The sequence below is a fragment of the Hallella absiana genome (assembly GCF_025457485.1).
Lineage (GTDB): Bacteria > Bacteroidota > Bacteroidia > Bacteroidales > Bacteroidaceae > Prevotella > Prevotella absiana.
Map to the genome: position 1 here is coordinate 164,976 of NZ_JAMXSP010000002.1, position 20,822 is coordinate 185,797.

A 20,822-nucleotide genomic window follows, 5' to 3' on the forward strand; every position below is an offset into this window, starting at 1 on the left:
ATTGGTTCTGTTAGAACTTGAAGCTGGCGGTGAACTCCACAGTGAATGGGCGCAGGTAGGAGCCCGTCATGAGCGTGTTCTTGATGTTTTTTGCTTCGTCCTTGGTAATAAGCTCTGCACCGGCAATGCTGCCCTTGGCACCCGTCTGGTTGAGGAAGTTGACCACGTCGCAACCCAGTGCCAGCCGTTTGTTGACCTGCCAGTTCACACCGCCGAAGGTCTCCCAGTGGCCGTTGAAGTAGTAAGCCTCGTTGATGTTGGCATAGGTCTTACCGAAGTAGCGCCACGAAGTCCAAATCTTCAGGTCCTTGGTAATCATGTAGCTCGGGTCGAACTCTATGAGCACTTGCGGAATCTCAGCCACGATGTTGCCGGTAGCGTCGATCTTACCCTCATAGCCATCGGAGAACTTCACGCTGGTCTCATATTTCTTATACGTCGGTTTCTGATAGGTGAAGAGAAAGTGAACGTCGAGGCCTTTTAACGGATGCGCCACGACATCGGTAGTCCAGCCAATGGTCTTGATGTCATAGGTCAGCGGAGCGGCCATGATCTCGTTTTGTCCACTCGCTAACTTATGCTGGAGGTTCAGCGTGGAGTTGTTGTTGGTCTTGCTGATATAGGAGAAGAGCGAGGTGAGGCTCAGCCAGCTGTTGTTGAAGTAGATGCCGGCACGTCCCAATGGCACGGAGATCTTGTCGGTGTTGGGAAGCGTAGCTGGAGCAAAGGCCTCGAACTTTGGATGCTGCACGAGGTAGGTGAAGTCACCGGTGAAGCCAAACTCCTTGGTGAGTTTATAGGTGACGGCGGCCGTGAGGTCGTAGTTGAACCAGTGATAATCAATGCGCGTGGGACTGATGCGCGTGCCGTCGGGTGCCGTGGCACCTATATAATAATTGGTGAAGCGGCCCACATAGTCTCCGGCTGCGTTCTTCACTGCGGCATTGCGACCGCTGAGTGTCTGCCACTCCAAACGTGCACCGTAGTAGAGGTTAAGCACAGGCAGGATGTCCCAGTCGTGAGTAGCGTAGACCGCAAATTTGTTTTCATGGCCTACATAATACTCCGATGCGTTCTTGTTGTAGTCGTAGAAGATCGTCGACCGCTGGTTGGCATCCCACAGACGCACGGCATAGCTGCCGTCGCTGGGAACGCTTTGGTCATACATCGTCGTCTTGGAAGCATAGTCGATGTCGTACCACCACTCGTTGACACCTAATCGCACGGTGGAAGTGCGAAATTGCTTCTGCAACTCTGAGGTAAGGAGAATCTCATCGATGTCGCCCGCGTTAATACACGCCATACGGCTCTGCACATACTCGCCGGTATAGGCTTTGGCCTGTCCCTCTTCGTCGAGATACTTATAAGCATAGCCATTGCCGTTGTTGATAAGCGACATTGGGGTCTGATAAACCAGTGCGCCATGGGCATGGTCGTAGCGTCCCATGATTCTCCACGTCAGCCCGTTGTCCCAGTTATAAGTGTTCATCAGCGAGATCTGGCTCGACCGGTTCTCGATGGCATCATAGAGATTGGTGGAGGTGAGCTTGCCCGTCTTCATGTCGACATAGGTCATATTGTTGTCCACAGGCAGATACGATGTGGTGCCAAGTTTGAACTTGCCATACTCCTTTACGCTGCCGTCGCCGACATAGATAAACGGAGCGGACTGTGTGGCGTAGGTGTAGACAGGATGGCTGTTGGCGTATTCATACATAGCGGTGAACGAGCCACGGCCTTCAGCGTATTTCTTTGTCAGCGCGCCCTTGTAGATCTGTGTGCGGTCCTGGAAGGGCGTGGATTTCAGCTTAAACGTTCCCGGGTCAAAGTCCTGGTAGATGTTGGCACTGTAGTACCAGTCGTGGCCCATGTCACCGTTGACATTCAGCGAGAACTCACTGAGTCCGAAGTGGTTGCTCTTGTAGTTGAGTGTGCCGTGAAAGCCCTTTGTGCCGAGCTGCGTGAACGAGTTGACGGCATAGCCGATGTTGCCGGTGGTGATGGCTGTCTCGGAGATCTTCAACAGTCCCACATGGCTCAGGCTGGCATCGGAGCGCCACACCGAGTTGACCGAATGGGGATTGGTGGCGTAGGTCACGGGCAGCCCGTTCTCCAATACATTGACATCGGCCGAGGGTAGACCGATCTGGATCTCTCGTGGACCGTTGGCACTGGAGGCGTTGAGCATGACATTGCGGTTGCCCTCCTCCTTGGAGTTGCCCGAGCCTTTGCTCTGTGCGAAAACGGGGGATGCAGTCAGCAGCAATAAGGCTACTAACGCAGAAAAGGAAATAAAGGTTTTCATCATCTAAGCGTATTAAAAACACAGGTAGTTACATTCACTTAATTAAGTCTATACACCTTATTATATATATCCTAAAGATAAGCTATACGTACAGACTTCCGAAAGAGGTTGCACAGTCACTGGGGACTGTAGAGATTGTTTCACATCGTCGGCATATCTGCCTGACAGTGCCAAAGATACGAAAAATATCAATAGGTATACTCTTTTTTACGTTCGTTTTTTCGTATGCAAACGTTTTTTTAACATAGCACGTTCTAATAAGCACAAAAGTGTGGCTTGATTGCCGTGAACCTTGCTATAATAAGTCAAGCACGGAATGCTGATTTCAAAAATAGAAGATAGTATTACGTTGTGCAAACTTAGTATTACAGAGATATAAAAATTATGTTTAACTTTGCAGCGTGACAATATAGAACCGACATCATCAAGTAACAACCAAATATTACTAACATCGATTTGTATTATGAAGAAAATCTCTACTCTATTCGTCGCCCTGCTCGTTGCTGCCAGCATGAGCGCCAAAACTGAAATCACACTGGGTACATGGTCGCCTTGGGATGCCACTACCACCACCGTAAACGGCAACACACTCACCATGTCCGCGGCTTGGGCTGGTGCCGGCAACTGGCAGGCCAACGGTACGGAATGTGCTGACTGGTCTGACGGCGACTACCTTGAGCTCGATGTTTCCAACTGCACAGGTAGTTTCAACGTGGCTATAGAATATAATGATGGCAAGACCGTTGACGACAATGGCAACCCCACAAAAGTAGATGCACTGACTACCAAAGGCAGCGTTGCAAGTGGTGATAAAGTAGCATTTATTAAACTCAACCAAGACTACTGCGACAAGGTCGTCAATATCTGGTTACAGAGCACGGCCGCCAACATCGCCGTCACCGTAGACAAAGCCTATCTCGTAACAGAAGACGAATACCAAGACTATATCGACCAAAAGGCTAAAGGTGAGCAAGTAGTTTGGGAAGGCAGCAGCAACTTCGGTACAAGCTGGGACGGCTCTCTCGCCGTACAGATTAGTGCTGACAAGTTCGCCTCTGCCAAGAGTGGTGCAACTTTCACGTTCTACTATGATTGCAACAGCGATGCCGCCTACTCACAGATTGGAATCTGCGACGGCAGTTGGAAGACTCTTTCCAGCGCCAAGGACGCAGACCCTCAATGGGGCACCATTAACGTAGGCGGCACCCCTTCCTACACAACCACGCTTAGCGACGACGACATAAAGACCATCCAATCCGGCGGAATGGTAATCAAGGGCTACAACGCCACACTTACCAAAGTTACATTCACGAACCCGACAACGACTAACATCAACAGCATTAGTGCAGACAAGAAGATTCGTGAAGGATCAACCTTCAACCTCGCAGGTCAGCGTGTGGACAAGACCTTCCGTGGTATGGTTATCCGCAATGGCAAGAAATACATTCAGAAATAACAAAAGCACAATAGTCTGATTGTTTCGTTCTCCAAGAAGAGCAGGAGCGGCAAGTACCGCTCCTCTCTTTCTACTTTTTCGCAACTGCCTATAGTCAAAAAAGTATTCCTCACACATTATCTTAATTTTTAAAGAAGGTCTGCCTGTATACACATCATTGACATTATTATTGCATCATAGTATCTGATATTGCAAAAATAAGAATATTCTATGCAAGCATTTATCAGTAACTTTGCGCACAGATTATACCAATAGCACCATAAATAAGTCAAATCTACATACATTATATATCACAATCACATGAACAGAGCAATTCTTATCCTGGTAATGACGATCCTCTCATTGCCAATCTTTGCCCAGTCGAAGCTCACGGGTACCGTTGTCGACGGTGCTACCGGCGAGACGCTGATTGGAGCAAGTATTGTTGTCCAGGGAACGGGCACCGGTGGCGTGACCGACCTCGACGGACATTTTTCTATCGACTTGCCAAAGGGCAAGACCAAAGTCATCGTCTCCAGCGTAGGCTACACATCACAAACCATCAACGTTGCCGGCAAGAGCAACATCACCGTGAAGCTCGTCGAAGACTCTAAGGTCATGGACGAGGTCGTCGTTGTCGGCTACGGCACCATGAAGAAGAGCGACCTCAGTGGTTCGTTGAGCTCGCTCGCTGGCAAAGACCTGATGAAAGGCGGTGCCATGGATATCGCCCACGGCATGCAAGGTAAGATCGCCGGTGTGCAGGTCAACCAGAGCGACGGTGCTCCGGGCGGCGGCATGAGTATCGTCATCCGTGGTGCCAACTCGTTCTCCACGTCTTCCCAGCCTTTGTATATTGTCGACGGCGTGCCCTTTGAGACAGGCAGCACACCAAGCAACGGCGCTACGACCAACCAACAGAGCTCCAACCCGCTGAGTTTTATCAACCCACACGACATCGAGAACATCGAAGTCCTCAAGGATGCTTCCGCCACGGCCATCTACGGCAGCCGCGGTGCCAACGGTGTGGTCATCATCACCACGAAGAAAGGTAAAGCCGGCAAACCCAAGGTGGACTTCTCTGCCAACTGGGGCTTCTCACACATCAGCAAGAAGATCGACATGCTCGACCCGGTAACTTACGCCCGCTATATGAACGAGCAGATCGACAACGACCGCTACTACCTCGGCTCGCAAGCCACAGCTTATCCCTACCCCGGCACATGGGGCTACCAAGCCTACTCCGACGGACACATTAATTATAATACAGGCAAATACACCGGCAAACCCGAAGACTACGCTCATCCGGGATGGTACTACGACGAGTACGGCAACGCCACTGAGCTCGGCGTGGCCGACTGGCAGGACGAGATCTTCCACACCGCTTTCCAGCAGGACTACAACATCGGCGTGAGTGGTGGCGACGACAAGGGTTACTACTCCTTCTCGGGCAACTATGCCGACCAGGACGGTATCATCAAGAACTCAGGCTACAAGCGTTACTCTCTCCGTGCCAACATCTCGCGCAAAGTCTACAGCTGGTTGGAGATCGGTACCAACCAGAGCTTCACACGCAGCACGACAAACTTTGCCAACACGCTGAGCTACAACACCGGCGTGGTGCGCTCGGCACTGATCTTCCCACCGACCTACGGCCCGAACATGGATACCACGCAGGCCGACAACCTCAACTGGCTCGCTGCCAACCCGGCTGCCTACGTGCGCAGCACCAAGGATGAGCTCAACGGCATCAACTATTTCAGCAGCTCTTATCTTGAGATTCAGATCGTACCGAAATGGCTGAAGTTCCGTCAGAACCTCGGACTGGGCTACAACGACTCGCACCGTGGCTCGTACTACGACCGTCACACCCAAGAGGGCAAGTCACCAATCAACGGCAAGGCCAGCAAGGCCAGCAACATCTGGACGTCGACCACCGCTGAGAGCATCCTGACCTTCGACCACACCTTCAACAACATCCACGCCGTGAATGCCGTCGCCGGTTTCACCGTGGAGAGTGACTCTTGGAACAACAACAGTGAGGTGGCACAGAACTTCCCCGATGACCTCACCAAGGACAACGATATGGGGCGTGCCAAGGACCGTGCCACTCTCTCCAGTGACAAGGGCACACAGCGTCTCGTCTCCTTCCTCGGACGTGTGAACTACACGCTGATGAACAAATACCTCTTCACCGCGAGCGTCCGTTCCGACGGTAGCTCGAAGTTCACCGACGAGAACAAGTGGGCTACCTTCCTCTCCGGCGCCGTCGCATGGCGTGCCAGCGAGGAGAAGTTCATCAAGGATCTCGGCATCTTCTCCAACCTGAAATTCCGTCTGAGCTATGGCGAGACCGGTAACCAGGGCATCGGCTCTTACCGCACGCTGCCTCAGCTCGCCGTGGCCAACTATCCCTTCGGCGGTTCGCTCAACAGCGGCGTTGCTATGGTCAACTGGCGTGGACCTGTCGACAAGAACATCAAGTGGGAGACCACCGCACAGTATAATGCCGGTATCGACTTCGGATGGTTCAACAACCGTCTGACGCTTACCGTGGACTACTATCACAAGAAAACCCGCGACCTGCTGCAGGAAGTGAAGATTCCTTCTTCTAACGGTTTCTCCAACAAGCTCACCAACTCCGGCAATGTCACCAACGAAGGTTTGGAGTTCACCCTCGGCGCCACTCCTGTTGACACGAAGGACTGGCACTGGGACCTCAACGGCAACCTTGCCTTCAACAAGAACAAGATCGGCGGCCTCAACGGCGACCAGTTTGCCAACACACTGTGGTATGGTGCCGACAACGTCTTCATCCAGCGCAACGGCTGTCCTATCGGTGCCATCTACGGATATGTCGAGGACGGCTTCTACGACAACGAGGCTGAGGTGAGAGCCGACCCACAGTATACCTACTCCACCGACGCTACCGTGAAGTCAAAGATCGGTGAGATCAAGTATCTCGACATCAACCACGACGGCAAGATCACCGATGCCGACCGTACCATCATCGGCGACACCAACCCGAAATACACTTGGGGCTTGACCAACAACATCTCTTGGCGTGACCTCACCCTGAGCTTTATGCTCCAAGGCTCTCACGGCAACGACATCTTCAATGGTAACCTCATGGACATCAAGCTCGGCAACATCGGCAACATCACACGCGATGCCTATGACCATCGCTGGACAGCCGACAACTACGAGCAGGCTGAGTGGCCGAAGGCTTCCTCAGGCTATGAGCGTACATTCCTGCTCAGCAATCGCTATATCGAGGACGGCAGCTATATCAAGCTGAAGAACATCAGCCTGACCTATAACTGGAACCATCCCTTCAAGAGCACGGGACTGGAGAAGATCCAGTTCACCTTCGCTGCCACCAACCTCTTCACCATCACCAACTACAGTTGGTATGATCCGGATGTCAACGCCTTCGGCAGCGACTCCAGTCGTCGCGGCGTGGATATCTACTCTTATCCTTCTTCACGCACGTTTACTTTCGGCGTGAACATGACATTCTAATTATATAACGACAAGCAATATGAAATTCAATAAACTGTTCTCTGCTGCGTTGCTGCTGACAGTGGTCACTCTGCCTCTGACCACCTCCTGCGACGACTATTTGAAAGAGAAATCCGAGAGCTTCATCGGGCCTGATCAGGTCGAGGACTCCAAGGAAGGCGTCGACATGTGGGTCACCGGTGTTTACAGCAACTGGCTCGACGACATGTTCCGATGGAGCGAGTTTCCACGTGTACTCGAGATGGATGCTGATTACATCTCAGGACCCGACTGGCTGTTCAGCTCGCTCGGTGCCGGCAACTTCCAGGGCGAGAGCGCACTGGACAAGATGTGGAAAGGCCCTTACAACCTCATCAACGACGCCAATATGGCCGTGCGCTACATCAGCCAGATGAAGGGCGTCGACGAGGCCTATAAAAACAATGCCATCGGCGAATGCTACTTCCAGGAGGCCTTTGCCTACTTCCTACTCGTGCGTGCCTACGGACCTATCCCCTATATGGCTGAGGACGTGAGCAATAGCGGTGAGTTTATGCACAGCCGCCGTCCCGTGGCTGAGATCTACGATCACATCATCGACCTGCTCACCAAGGCTTCTTCCCTGATGTACACCCGCGACAACAGTAACTACAAGGCCGGACACGTCTCTGCCGGATCCGCTGCCGGACTGCTCGCCAAGGTCTACGCTACCATGGCCTCTGCCGCCATGCCCGCCGGCACGGAGGTGACCGTGCGCACCGGCGCACCTTATGTCACCGAGGACGGCAAGAAGCACTATCGCATGCCGACTGCCGAGACATTTAAGAAAACAGCTGTCGAAGGCTATGAAAACATGGACGCTCAGGCTCTCTACAAGAAAGCTGCCGAGTGGGCCAAGAAGGTCATCGACGGTGAATACGGGTCATACGAGCTCACTGCCTATGACGATCTGTGGAAGCACAGCCACTGCCACGACGCTGAGATGATGTGGGGCGTGGAGTCCACAACGGGCGACGCTACCTACTGCACCGGCGTGCACTCCTACTACTCCGGCTACAAGAAGAGCAAGGGCAGCCCATTCATCGAATCCGGCGGTTGGATCGGATGCACCAACAACTGGTACCATCTTTTCGACGACCAGGATTACCGCATCACCAAGGGCGTACGCCACGTATGGCGCTACTACTATCAAGAGGAGTACAACGGTGCCTTCTACTATCCGCAGAGCTGGAGCGTGAAGATCACCGGTATGGACGCTGACGGCAACTACGTGCGCGAGCCGGACGCTGAGTACAAGAAGACAGGCATGAACTACCAGTTCAACCAAAGTTCTGAGTGCCTCGCCTTCACCACAAAGTACGACGATGTCGACGACGACGCCACACAGTATGCCGAGTCGTTCTGGCCGTTCCTGCGCTATGCCGACGTGCTTCTCATCTATGCCGAGGCTGAGAATGAGCTGGGCAACAGTGCCGAGGCGATGCGCTATCTCAACATCGTGCGCAAGCGCTCCAACGCTACTCTGATGGAAACACCGGGTACCAAGACCGCCATGCGCAGCACCATCCTCGAAGAGCGCGCCAAGGAGTTTGCCTGCGAGGGCGACCGCCGTTGGGACCTCATCCGCTGGGGCATCTATCTACAGGCCATGAACGCTATCGGCGGACGCGACGATGCCAACATCAACAAGGCACGCACCGACCGCAACCTGCTCTATCCTATTCCTACCGACGAGATCAACGTCAACGACAGTATCAACAGCAACAACCCAGGCTGGAACTAATCGACGCTCTCGCAACTATAAAATCATTAAAGCAAGAATATGAATATCTTATCATTCAAGCATATCGGTGTAGCGCTCATGGCGGCTGCTCTGTTCTCCGCCTGCAACGATGTCGTGGATGTCAACTATCCCGACCGCTACACCAACCACGGTGCTCCCTCCATCACGGGCATCTATGATGTTCAGGACACCGGACACGTTTCGGCGCTGAGCAGCGGCACGCTCAACCAGATGCTCCGTATCGAGGGCGCCAACCTCGCCAACGTGAAGAAGATCACCTTCAACGGACTCGAGGTCGACGTGCGGCAGGTATATGCCGAGTCTGGCGAGAGCTTCGTGAAGATTCCGCGCAAGATTCCCGAGCACGTCACCGACACACTGGTCTATGAGACCAACGAGGGCAAGACAGCCCTGTACTTCCCCGTCTCGATCCCTCACGTAGAGTTAGAAAGACTCTCCAACGAGTTTGCCCTCCAAGGCAGTGAGGTACAGCTCAACGGCGACTTCTTCGATCTCTACAACTTCAACGACACCACCGACAATAGCCCGGTGTCTATCACCATCACCAACAGTGAGCAGGGATACAGCCAGAAGATCCATACCGACTCTTGCTCGGAGACCTTCACAAGCATCCGCATCCCTAAGGACTGTCCCGACAACTCGCTGATCACCTTCCGCTGGAAGGAGATGGGCAAGGACATGAGCAAGACTGTGCCTTACCGCATGACCAGCGCACTGCTCTTCGGCGACTTCACCGGCGATCTCGGCTGGTGGAACGACTGGGGAAAGAATCTCGTCACCGACGGTACCAAGAGTGGTGATCCCGAATCGCTCGGTATGTCGTTCCTGCGTATCAAGGGCACCTTCGACAGCTGGTCATGGAATTCCACCGGCATAGGATGCAACTGGCCCAACCAAGACTTCACAGACCATCCCGAGAACTATGTACTTAAGTTTGAGGTCTGCACCAACAGCTCTACACCGTTTGCCGACTATGGCGCCAGCGGTGCCAGCGGCTCGCAAAACGGAGGCTATTGCTTTGACTTCAACACAGCAGGCGTGTCCCGTCACCAGTGGGATCCCGTCTCCACTGGTCTGCGCAATACCTACGGCAAGTGGGTTACGGTCTCCATTCCTCTCGACAAGCTCTGTGAGGTGAAACAAGACGATGGCACTATCAAGCATGTGCTGCCGGCACAAGGCTCATGGGCTGCCATGGAGTTTGTCATGCAGCCCAACAATAATGAGGGCTGGACCGTGGACCATAGCTTCGGACAGTTCCGTATCGAACCAAAGAATTATTAATCGCAACTCAGCATGAAGAAATTAAATATCCTTTTGCTGGCCCTGACCGCCATGACGGCCTTCGCCAGCTGCTCCGACGACAACAGCGACTACCGTGAGCCACGGTCCTTCGCTGATCAGGACGCTCCACAGGTGGTCTCGGTGAACCCGGCTGACAACGCTGCCGACATCGACACCTTCGCCAACATCGTCGTGACTTACAATGAGCCTGTCGTCGCCACACCGCAGACTACCATCCGTGTCTACACCGACGACACCACCTATTATTATATAGACTCATTGGTGACGACCAGCGGCAAACAGCTCATCATCCCCTTCCACGCCAAGGCGGGTATGAACTACAAGGTCAACATCATGAAGCCGTCGGTGCGCGACAGTTCCTACAACTTCGCCAGCGACTACACCTTCTCGTTCTCGACAAAGGCTTACAACAACTTCGACCCGACACTCTTCAACATCGCCGACACTCCCGTCAACGCTGATGCTACCGAAGAGACGAAGAAGCTCTACGCTTATCTCAAAGAGAACTTCGGCAATCATGTGCTCTCCGCTGCCATGGCCGACGTGAACTGGAACACCCAGAACGCCGAGGCGCTCTATCAGCTCACTGGCAAATACCCTGCCATCAACTGCTTCGACTTCGTCCACTACTACTATAGCGCACCGCTCAATCCCAAGGGATGGATCGACTACACCAATACGAAACCCGTGGAAGACTGGGCCAACAACGGTGGCATCGTGGAGTGCATGTGGCACTGGAACGTTCCTTCATCAGAAGCAGACCTGACCAACTATGACTCCTGGACCTACAACACCGAAGGCTTCTCTGCCAAGAACGCCACACGCAGCAGCCGCTGGGAACATAAGTTCGCCATGAAGCAGATCGACATCATCGCCGACTATCTCCTCGCTTTGCAAGCTAAGGGCATCCCCGTCATCTGGCGACCCTTCCACGAGGCCCGCGGCAACTACGGTCGCTACGGCGGCACGGGCAAGGCATGGTTCTGGTGGGGCAACTCCGGACCGGTGTTCTTCAAGAAACTTTGGAAGATGATGTACGAAGAGTTCAAAGCCAAGGGTGTGAACAACCTCATCTGGGTATGGACCTCTGAGGGCTCCTATACAGAGGACGGCAAGACCTACGACGACGCTGACTGGTATCCCGGCGACGAATATGTCGACATCATCGCACGCGACTACTATTGCAAGACGCTCAAGACGCCTTACCAGGATGCCCATAAGGATCAGTTTGAGGCGCTGCGACAGATCACAGGTGGAAAGAAGATCATCGCTCTCGCCGAAGGTGATGCCATGCCTTCGGTGAAGAACATGCTCACCGATGGAGCCATGTGGAGCTGGATCATGCCATGGTACGGCCAGGACAGCGACGGCATGAGCTACATCAACAGCGACTACAACACTGCCGCCTTCCTCAAAGACCTCTTCAACTCAAAGTATGTCATCACACGCGATGAAATCAGCGGGCTGAAGTAATCCACAAGCTACAATAGTCCTATATATATAAAGAGGAGTAAGTTCCGTACGAGAACTTACTCCTCTTTTTTTGTATTCGGTATGGAAAAGGCATTATAAAAACATGTGACACGCAAAAAAAAGCATATGCCTTAATGTTTATATAAAAAAAAAACGTAACTTTGCGATGAATTCATCATTATCCTGTTTGACTATGAACATACGTATACCTAATCTATGTTCCGCGCTGGCTCTGTTATTGTCCACGGGAATACTTCAAAGTTGTAAAGACAACGATTTCAGCTTCGACAACATCGACGCTACAATGGGACTGGGCAGTGAACAACTTGAACTGCCAGGGAACAACGACACCAAGGAAATCGCTCTCGACGATGTCGTGAACCTGAACAACTCCGACTTCGTCTACATCGACGACAACGGAGACTATCAAATAAAGATGGACGGCAACAGTCAGGAAAAAGCCACCGTGTCCATCGACCCCTTCACCATCAAATCTTCTCCAACGACCGCAAAAACGATACTGATCTCTCAAGGTGATTTCGAAGGCAAACTGGCTGTTCTCACCATGAGTGGAACCACGCCCGCTGAGGTGGAAGACCTGAACAGCGTGACGTGTGACCAAAAGATCAACGTGACGATTAAAGTCCCTAATACCGTGCGGTGTGTGGACGAACTGACATTGTCACTACCCTCCTTCTTACTAATCGACCACGCCACCAACGACGGCACTAACCTATCGATCAGCAACAACACAATCACTCTTAACAATACAGTAGCAGGTAACCATACCATGGCTCTATATGTCAAAAGCATCGACTTTAAGACATCGAGCAATCTCGGATCCACCTCCTTCGACAAAAACAATCACCGCGTCCGTCTTACTGCCGAGATATATCTGAAAGGTAGACTTAGCAAAAACAATATCATCAACATGGGCAACCTGTCAAGCATCAGCGGTAACGCCACAGCTGACTTGACAATCACAGCCGCTACCGGCCGCTTTCACCCAGTGTTTAGATTCGACAGTTTCGGATCGGTAGCGCTTAACAATATTCCCGACTTCCTCTCTGACAAAAGCGTGAACATGAATCTCTATGATCCACACATACGCCTCGACTTCAACAACTCTCTGCCTATTGCTGCCAGAGTGAGCGGACGCATGATCGCACGCGACGCACAAAACCATGCCATCGCCACAGTAGATATTCCTACCTTCACCGTACCCACCGGCAACAGCGTCATCGTGCTCCACAAACAGAGCGAGACTGCGCCGCAAGGGCAGACCTACGTCCCAGTGCCCGGACTTGGCAATCTGCTCAAGACCATTCCAGACCATATCGACTTTGTCGACATCAAGGCCGAAGCCGACAACTCGCAGACTGCAACAGTGAAGCTCGGACACAACTACGACATGGCAGAACAGTACTCATTCTCCACACCGCTTCAGCTCGACGCCGATGCCGCTATCGCCTACACCGACTCTATTGACGACCTCAACAAAACTGTCAAGAAACTTAGCTTCAAAGAGAGCACTGTTGGTGATCCGACTTCCATAAACGGTTCTCTGAAATTGGAGGCCGACATCACCAACCGCTTGCCGACATACCTCACCCTCACTGCATGGGGTACCAATCTGCAAGGCGACTCTATACCGCAGTCGCAACTGAGCATAGATGTGGACAAGACTGTGGATGCGGCTTCTGACACGCAAACGCCTGCCACTACACACTTGACGATCACCATCAAACCACAGAGCAACGATGTTCTCCACAGCCTTGAGGGGCTGCAATTCCGCTTCCGTGCTACCGCAAGCGACGCTAACGGCAACAACGCCATCGTCGGCAAAACCATCAACGCCAAGAAACAAACCATCACCGTGAAGAACATCAAGCTCACGAAAACCGGAAAACTCATTGGCAACTTCAACTAATCATCAATTCTGTTAAGAACATAAGACAACGAACATGAAACACCATATTATATCACTTTGCCAGCTACTCCTCGTCCTGGCTCTTGCGCCTGTGTCCGCCTATGCCCAAGGACTCCGCTCAGCTTACTTCACCGACGGCTATCTCTATCAGCACACTCTCAACCCAGCCATGGGCAACGACCAAAACTATGTGGCCATCCCCGCACTGGGCAACATCAATGCCGAGGCCCACGGCAACTTCGGCTACGAGGATATCGTGCGCGACAACCCGCTCTACCCTACCGAAAGCGGCAAGAAGAAAACGTCCTTCATGAACCCTTATCTCAGCGACCCGCTCAAGGGCTTCAACAAAAGTTGGAACCGAGTGGGAGCAGATGCCAACATCACACTGCTCTCCGGCGGCTTCAAGGCATGGGGAGGATACAATACCGTGGAAATCAACGCCAAGTCTTCCTCAAACGTGAAACTGCCCTACGAGCTGTTCCGCTTTGCCGTGGACGCAGGCAACGATACTTACAACATCGGCGACCTCTACGTCAACTCGCAGAACTACGTGGAGATTGCACTCGGTCACAGCCGGAACATCAACCGTCAATGGCGTGTGGGTGCCAAAGTGAAGCTGTTGTTGGGTATTGCTGACGCAGACGTTAAGATGAAAGACGTGACCGCAAACCTCACCGGCGATACGTGGACACTGCACGGCGACGCGCAGGCTCACATGTCGATGAAGGGCTGGAAATACAAAACAGAGGAAAAGGAATACAAAGCACAGGCTGGCTCCTACTCCTATATTAATGATGTCGATGTGGACGGAGCCGGCATCGGTGGCGTGGGACTCGCAGCCGACCTGGGAGCCGTCTTCCGTCCCGACAAATACTGGGAGGTGAGTGCCGCTTTGCTCGACTTGGGCTTTATCCACTGGAGCAACGACTGCTACGCCACCAACCGCGACAAAGACTTCACCTTTGACGGTTTTCACGACACCGGCATCAAAAGCAACCAAGGCAACACCGCCGATGACCAGTGGGATAAGTACAGCGACCAAATCGCACAATTCTACAACCTACAGGACGAAGGCGACAAGGGTAGCCGCACCACCATGCTCTCCGCGCGGATGAACATCGGCGTGCGCTATACATTGCCCAGCTATGAAAAAATGCACTTCGGGCTACTCAGCGCCACTCGCTTCTGCGGTAAGCACACCTGGACAGAAGGCCGACTCAGTGCCAACTGGGAACCACTCAACTGGCTCGACGGCGGCGTGAACCTGGCCGCCAACACATTCTCCACCAGCATGGGATGGATCATCAATGTCCATCCCAAGGGTTTCAACGTCTTCTTCGGCATGGACCACCTCATCGGCAAGGTCAGCAAAGAGATGATTCCGCTGAGCAGCAACGCCTCGCTGAGCATGGGCATGAACGTCACCTTCTGAAAATATCCGCCGCAACGCACCTTTATCTCTTTGTTTTTTCGTAACTTTGCACATATATTATTATTTTGTCGACAAAATACCGGTATAAACGCATGAATATAGAAAAAGTAATCACTGAGGCCACCATCAAGGCCGTCAAAGAGCTCTACGGACAGGATGTGCCCGAGAAAATGGTGCAACTGCAAAAGACCAAGGAAACTTTCGAGGGCAATCTCACCCTCGTGGTCTTCCCTTTCCTGAAGATTTCACATAAGAAACCAGAGGACACCGCTCAGCAGATCGGTGAGGTGCTCCAGCGCGACTGTGAGGCTGTGGCACGCTTCAACGTGGTCAAGGGTTTCCTCAACCTCGTCGTGGCACCCCAGGCTTGGGTGAGCCTGCTCAACGACATCAATGCCGACGCTAAGTTCGGCGAGAAGCAAGCTACCGACGACAGCCCCCTCGTGATGGTTGAGTATTCATCGCCAAACACCAACAAGCCGCTACACCTCGGACACGTGCGCAACAACCTGCTCGGATGGAGCCTCTCCAAGATCATGGAGGCCAACGGCAACAAGGTCATCAAGACCAATATCGTCAACGACCGTGGCATACACATCATGAAGTCGATGCTCGCTTGGATCAAGTGGGGCAACGGCATCACACCCGAAACAGCACACAAGAAGGGCGACCACCTCATTGGTGACTTCTACGTGCTCTTCGACAAACACTATAAAGAGCAGTGCAACGAACTGAAAGCGAAGTTCATCGCTGAGGGCATGGACGAGGAGAAGGCTGAGGAAAAAGCCAAGAACGAGGCTCCGCTCATCGTGGAAGCTCACGAGATGCTCGTCAAGTGGGAGGCCGGAGATCCGGAGATCCGCGCACTGTGGCAGAAGATGAACAGCTGGGTCTACGCTGGTTTCGATGAGACCTACAAGGCACTCGGCGTGAGCTTCGACAAGATCTACTATGAGTCAAACACCTATCTCGAGGGTAAGCGCAAGGTGGAGGAAGGCCTTAAGAAGGGACTCTTCTTCCGTAAGCCCGACAACAGCGTGTGGGCAGACCTTACCGACGAGGGCCTCGACCAGAAACTGCTGCTCCGCGCCGACGGTACCAGCGTGTATATGACACAGGACATCGGCACCGCTGAGATGCGCTTCAACGACTATCCCATCGACAAGATGATCTATGTGGTGGGCAACGAGCAGAACTATCACTTCCAGGTGCTCTCCATCCTCCTCGACCGTCTCGGCTTCAAGTGGGGCAAGGATCTCGTGCACTTCTCCTATGGTATGGTGGAGCTGCCCAACGGCAAGATGAAGAGCCGCGAAGGTACTGTCGTCGATGCCGACGACCTCATCGCCGAGATGATCGGCGACGCCCGCAAGACCAGCGACGAGCTCGGCAAGTTCAAGGACATGAGCGAGGAAGAGAAAAGCGAGATTGCACGCATCGTAGGTCTCGGCGCTCTGAAATACTTCATCCTAAAGGTTGATGCCCGCAAGAACATGCTTTTCAACCCTGCCGAGAGCATCGACTTCAACGGCAACACGGGTCCGTTTATCCAGTACACCTACGCCCGTATCCGCTCAGTGATGCGCAAGGCCCAGGCCGACGGCATTCAGCTGCCCGCAGCCCTGCCCGCCGACGCACCGCTCAACGACAAGGAGATACAGCTCATCCAAAAGATGGACGCCTTCAAGGTGGCCGTCAAGGACGCCGGCGAAAACTACAACCCCGCCGGCATCGCCAACTACTGCTACGAGCTCACCAAGGACTTCAACCAGTTCTACCACGACTACAGCATCCTCAGTGCCGACACCGACGCCGAGAAGGTGACACGTCTCGTCCTCGCCGACAACGTGGCCAAGGTCATCAAGAACGGCATGGAGCTCCTCGGAATAGAAGTGCCGGAAAGAATGTAATCATGAGTAACGAGCCAGTCTCTCCTCCCGACTATCGCCACGACACCGTGCTGCCCCTGCCTCCAGAGGTGAGAGCAGACGCGTGGGCTGTGGACGCTGCCTGTCCCGGAAACCCCGGACCGATGGAATATCAGTGCATCGACCTGGCCACAGGGGCGCGGGTCTTCCACTTCGGCCCCGTCCGTGGCACCAACAATATCGGCGAGTTCCTTGCCATCGTACACGCCCTCGCCCTCATGAACCAGCAGGGCATACACGACAAGGCCATCTACTCCGACTCGTACAATGCCATCCTCTGGGTGCGCAACAAGCATTGCAAGACCAAGCTTGTGCGCGACGACTCCACTGCCAAAGCCTACGAGCTCGTAGCCCGCGCCGAGCGATGGCTCGCCACCCACCATGCCACCGTCCCTATCATCAAATGGGAAACCAAGAAATGGGGCGAGATTCCCGCCGACTTCGGCAACAAAAAGAAATAGTATTCGGCACATATAGAAATCCATTTCCCTGACGTGGCTTCTTCTTTTCATTTTCATAGAAGAAGCCACGTCTTTTCTTTTTAACCCTTGAAAGTAATTACTCCCCCTCTCCTTGGAGAGGGGCACGGGGGTAAGGCTACTTCACCTTTGGAGAGGGGCACGAGGGTGAGGCTACTTTGCACTCTTTGCACTCTTTGCACCTTTTGTGCAGAACGTGAGAAAAAAGATGGTCGTTAGGCATACACCTTCACGAAAAAACACTTATCTTTGCCAATGAAGCCATAGAAGTGATTCTTTGGCAAAAAAGATCAGTCAATAACTAAAGACCCTACGACTATGATGCAAGAATTGATAGACACGCTCAACGATAAGCAGGCCTCTCTCGTCATCCTGCATGAAGGAAAGATCCACTCCTTCGGTGGTCACGGCGTGCGCCACCTATATAATCTGATGAATGAAAAACCAGAACTCTTCCTCGAAGCCAAACTCGCTGTCAAAGCCGTGGGACGTTCCGCTGCCAAGATGATGGCCGACGGGGGCATCACGGAGGTGTGGGCAGAGTATATCAGCCAGCAAGCCTACGACCTGCTGCGCGATGCCGGTGTGGTGGTGAAATACGACCATAAAGTCGACCATGCCACCTTCCTCGACATCTGGCGTAAGCTCGGCGAAGAAGCAGCATGAGGCACAAACCAGCATTTTCGCCATATGTACGCTCACCACGCTTCTACAACACGGGAGCGTGGGCGATGTCATGACAGAAAGCGGAATCCTTCAGTTTAACACCCTCTGGCAATACAGATTTGATGAAGAAAAGCTCTTGACTATATTAAGGGCTTGACTGCTCATATGGCTTCAGCTAAGCAAGCTAACGAATCCAAGAGCACCCTTTACAAGCCGTCGGGGAAGTTGGCAATCCCTTATAAAAAAAAGAGATTAACATGAAGGGAAGTACAGTGGCAGATGCCGCGTGCCTTCCTTTGTCAGTTTGCCACCCTCCACAAACTTGGTGAGCCATTGATTCGCCTTGTAGTCGCTAAGGCCGAACTCGGAGCGCATCGCTCGGCGTGTGATGTAGCGGTGGGCGGAAAGATATTCTGAGATCTTTGCCCACAACGTTTCCTCCGTGTACTTAGCAGAAAGCGTAGTGTAGTCCGACTTGGTGAAACGGACGTTGCGCTGCACCTCCTTCAAGAATTTTTTCTCGGGTTTGAAGTTGATGTTGCGCAGATAGATGTCCTTGCCCGTCAACTTCCCGTTTGGTTTCTTCGACGGTGGAGTATTGCTCACGGCAAGGGACAGATAACCTATCTCCGGCAGATAGAAACGGCTGCCAGAGGACAGCTCGCGCTTGGCGATGTGGCAGATCTCCGACATTACCGCCTTCACGTCGGAGGCGGTGACGGAGCATGCCTCCTCTATGGCTCTTGCCAGCTCTTCGGCCGTCATTGCCGGAATGTTCCTCAACTGTATGAATGGACGGCTCTCGCCCGTACCTTGTGAGTTCTCTATGCTATGTACCTCGTATTTAATTTCCATATCAGTTTGTTGTTCAGTACAAAGTTAAACAATAATTCCGAAACAGCGAAATGATGATTCAATAAAAGCACAAAAAAGAATCTGTGACGACCGTCACGCGATTATGCGACGGTCGTTCTGTAATTACATGACGGACGTTGAATTATTATGTGACGGTCGGCACGCAATATAATACCAACCATTAAGCCCCACAGACTGGCAGTTGCAATGCAGCCCGTCTGTGGGGCGTGTCTCTTTATATGTGTTGATCCACTCGCTTAGTTCTTGGACAGTTATCAGCCGTCTTCAAAATTTTTGTTTGCCTAACAGAAAGTCGTAGATGTCGTTCAAATAGCATCGCTTTGGAATATATTTATGTGTCTTGACACAGATTTGTACGGCAAAGATAGTACAAAAGAGCGACTTGTCAAAGAAAAAATACAGTTTTTCTCTTTTCGTTGTATGTCCAAGTACTGCCATCTTATGAAAAGATAGTACAAAAGAGCGACATCACTATGGCAGAGACAAGAGGCAAGAACAAGAATCTCATTGAAGCCGGCAATCCCCGCCTTCTGAGAAAGCCCGTCAAGCAGGGCAAGGAGTATAGTCTGTATCTGGAGTACCAGATGGGCTATAACCACGACACCGGTACATCCATCCGCAAAAAGGAAACGCTTTCGCTTTATGTCTTGGCAAGTCCAAGGACAGTCGGCGAGCGCCAAAAGGTAAAGGAGACCATTGAGTTGGCGAAGAAGATTCGCTTCGAGCGGGAGCAGGAGTTTTTAGAGAACAAGGAGGGCTACCGCTTGAAAAAGGACAAGACGCTGAACTTCCTCGACTTCTATCAGGCTTACATCGAGAACTACACCAAGAAAGACTTGCGGATGGTGCGTATCGCATATAACCGGTTTGTTGATTTTCTGAAAGTCTATCATCCGTTGATGGCTGAGTATATCAAGCCCGATGTCATCACGCACGACATGATGGTGAAGTTTGCCGACTATCTTCAGACGCGCAGTGTCGGCGAGGGTGCCAAGAGCATACTGCAACGGTTCAAGAAGGTCATCCGCTTCTGTGTCTCGCAGGGACTGATGGCAAAAGATCCCTGTGAAGGTGTCAAGTGCATCGTTGACGACCAGGTGCTGAAGAAGGATATTCTCTCGCAGGAGGAGATTCAACGGCTCATAGAGACTCATTATTCAAGAGAGAAAGAAAATGTCTGCAACGCTTTCATCTTTTGTCTCTATACGGGCATGCGTTTCTGTGATGTAAAAGACCTGCGGTATGGCAGCATCGACTATGCCAACAGACTGCTGTCGTTTGAGCAGGACAAGACCAAGGGTCACTCCGCACGCAGTTGGGTATCGGTACCGCTGAACGACAGCCTGCTGACGCTTGTTGGCAAGCCCGAGGATTCCAACAAAGGGAAGGAGAACCTCATCTTTGACCTCCCGTCTTACGAGAGCTGTTGTAAGTCGGTGAGGCGGTGGGTGAAACGTGCCGGCATAGACAAGCATATCAGTTGGCACTGTGCCCGCCATTCCTTCGCTGTCAACATCCTCAACAATGGAGCCAACATCAAGACCGTTGCCAGTCTGCTCGGCCATAGCGGACTGAAACACACGGAGAAGTACACGCGTGCCGTTGACAAGCTGAAAGAGGATGCCATCAACAGTCTGCCGGAGCTGAAACTTTGAAGGAACGTTGGGAAAATGAAAATAAAATTG

General features: G+C 52.5%; 13 protein-coding genes. 11 read left to right on the forward strand and 2 right to left on the reverse strand.

Translation table 11 applies throughout. From position 1 onward, the window contains the following. Positions 1 to 10: 10 nt before the first annotated feature. A complete protein-coding gene (locus NG346_RS01720; protein ID WP_262279066.1) occupies positions 11 to 2,308 on the reverse strand; it encodes a TonB-dependent receptor in 2,298 nt (765 codons plus the stop codon). A 460-nt stretch (positions 2,309 to 2,768) separates the two neighbouring features. On the opposite strand from NG346_RS01720, the gene NG346_RS01725 reads away from it, so the two are divergent. The 10 genes from NG346_RS01725 (at position 2,769) to NG346_RS01770 (ending at position 18,261) form a co-directional block, all read left to right on the forward strand. Further along, entirely contained in the window at positions 2,769 to 3,761 is a 993-nt protein-coding gene (locus NG346_RS01725) for a hypothetical protein (RefSeq protein ID WP_262288196.1), read from the forward strand. Between the two features lie 300 nt (positions 3,762 to 4,061). Continuing rightward, entirely contained in the window at positions 4,062 to 7,262 is a 3,201-nt protein-coding gene (locus tag NG346_RS01730; protein ID WP_262288197.1) for a SusC/RagA family TonB-linked outer membrane protein, read from the forward strand. Positions 7,263 to 7,281: 19 nt separating this feature from the next. After that, positions 7,282 to 9,024, forward strand: a complete 1,743-nt coding sequence (locus NG346_RS01735; protein WP_262288198.1) for a RagB/SusD family nutrient uptake outer membrane protein — start codon at positions 7,282 to 7,284, stop codon at positions 9,022 to 9,024. A gap of 39 nt (positions 9,025 to 9,063) precedes the next feature. Continuing rightward, positions 9,064 to 10,329, forward strand: coding sequence for a glycan-binding surface protein (locus NG346_RS01740; RefSeq protein ID WP_262288199.1), 1,266 nt, complete (start codon positions 9,064 to 9,066; stop codon positions 10,327 to 10,329). Positions 10,330 to 10,341: 12 nt separating this feature from the next. Beyond that, complete coding sequence (locus NG346_RS01745; RefSeq protein ID WP_262288200.1) at positions 10,342 to 11,823, forward strand: glycosyl hydrolase; 1,482 nt, start codon at positions 10,342 to 10,344, stop codon at positions 11,821 to 11,823. Between the two features lie 193 nt (positions 11,824 to 12,016). Next, positions 12,017 to 13,753: a hypothetical protein gene (locus NG346_RS01750; protein ID WP_262288201.1), complete on the forward strand. Its 1,737-nt coding sequence runs from the start codon at positions 12,017 to 12,019 to the stop codon at positions 13,751 to 13,753. A 34-nt stretch (positions 13,754 to 13,787) separates the two neighbouring features. Further along, positions 13,788 to 15,188, forward strand: a complete 1,401-nt coding sequence (locus NG346_RS01755) for a DUF5723 family protein (RefSeq protein ID WP_262288202.1) — start codon at positions 13,788 to 13,790, stop codon at positions 15,186 to 15,188. A gap of 92 nt (positions 15,189 to 15,280) precedes the next feature. Then, on the forward strand, positions 15,281 to 17,098 hold the full coding sequence (gene argS / locus NG346_RS01760) for an arginine--tRNA ligase (RefSeq protein ID WP_262288203.1): 1,818 nt from the start codon (positions 15,281 to 15,283) through the stop codon (positions 17,096 to 17,098). Positions 17,099 to 17,100: 2 nt separating this feature from the next. Beyond that, entirely contained in the window at positions 17,101 to 17,577 is a 477-nt protein-coding gene (locus NG346_RS01765) for a ribonuclease H family protein (RefSeq protein WP_262279075.1), read from the forward strand. 336 nt (positions 17,578 to 17,913) lie between these two features. Continuing rightward, positions 17,914 to 18,261, forward strand: a complete 348-nt coding sequence (locus tag NG346_RS01770; protein WP_262279076.1) for a DUF1893 domain-containing protein — start codon at positions 17,914 to 17,916, stop codon at positions 18,259 to 18,261. Between the two features lie 252 nt (positions 18,262 to 18,513). On the opposite strand, the gene NG346_RS01775 is transcribed toward NG346_RS01770, so the two are convergent. Next, positions 18,514 to 19,116 carry an HU family DNA-binding protein gene (locus NG346_RS01775; protein ID WP_262279077.1) on the reverse strand — a complete coding sequence of 201 codons (603 nt, stop codon included), beginning with the start codon at positions 19,114 to 19,116 and terminating at the stop codon, positions 18,514 to 18,516. 494 nt (positions 19,117 to 19,610) lie between these two features. Here NG346_RS01775 and NG346_RS01780 point away from each other — a divergent pair, with 494 nt between their 5' ends. Next, positions 19,611 to 20,792, forward strand: a complete 1,182-nt coding sequence (locus NG346_RS01780) for a tyrosine-type recombinase/integrase (RefSeq protein WP_262288204.1) — start codon at positions 19,611 to 19,613, stop codon at positions 20,790 to 20,792. The last annotated feature ends 30 nt before the right edge of the window (positions 20,793 to 20,822 follow it).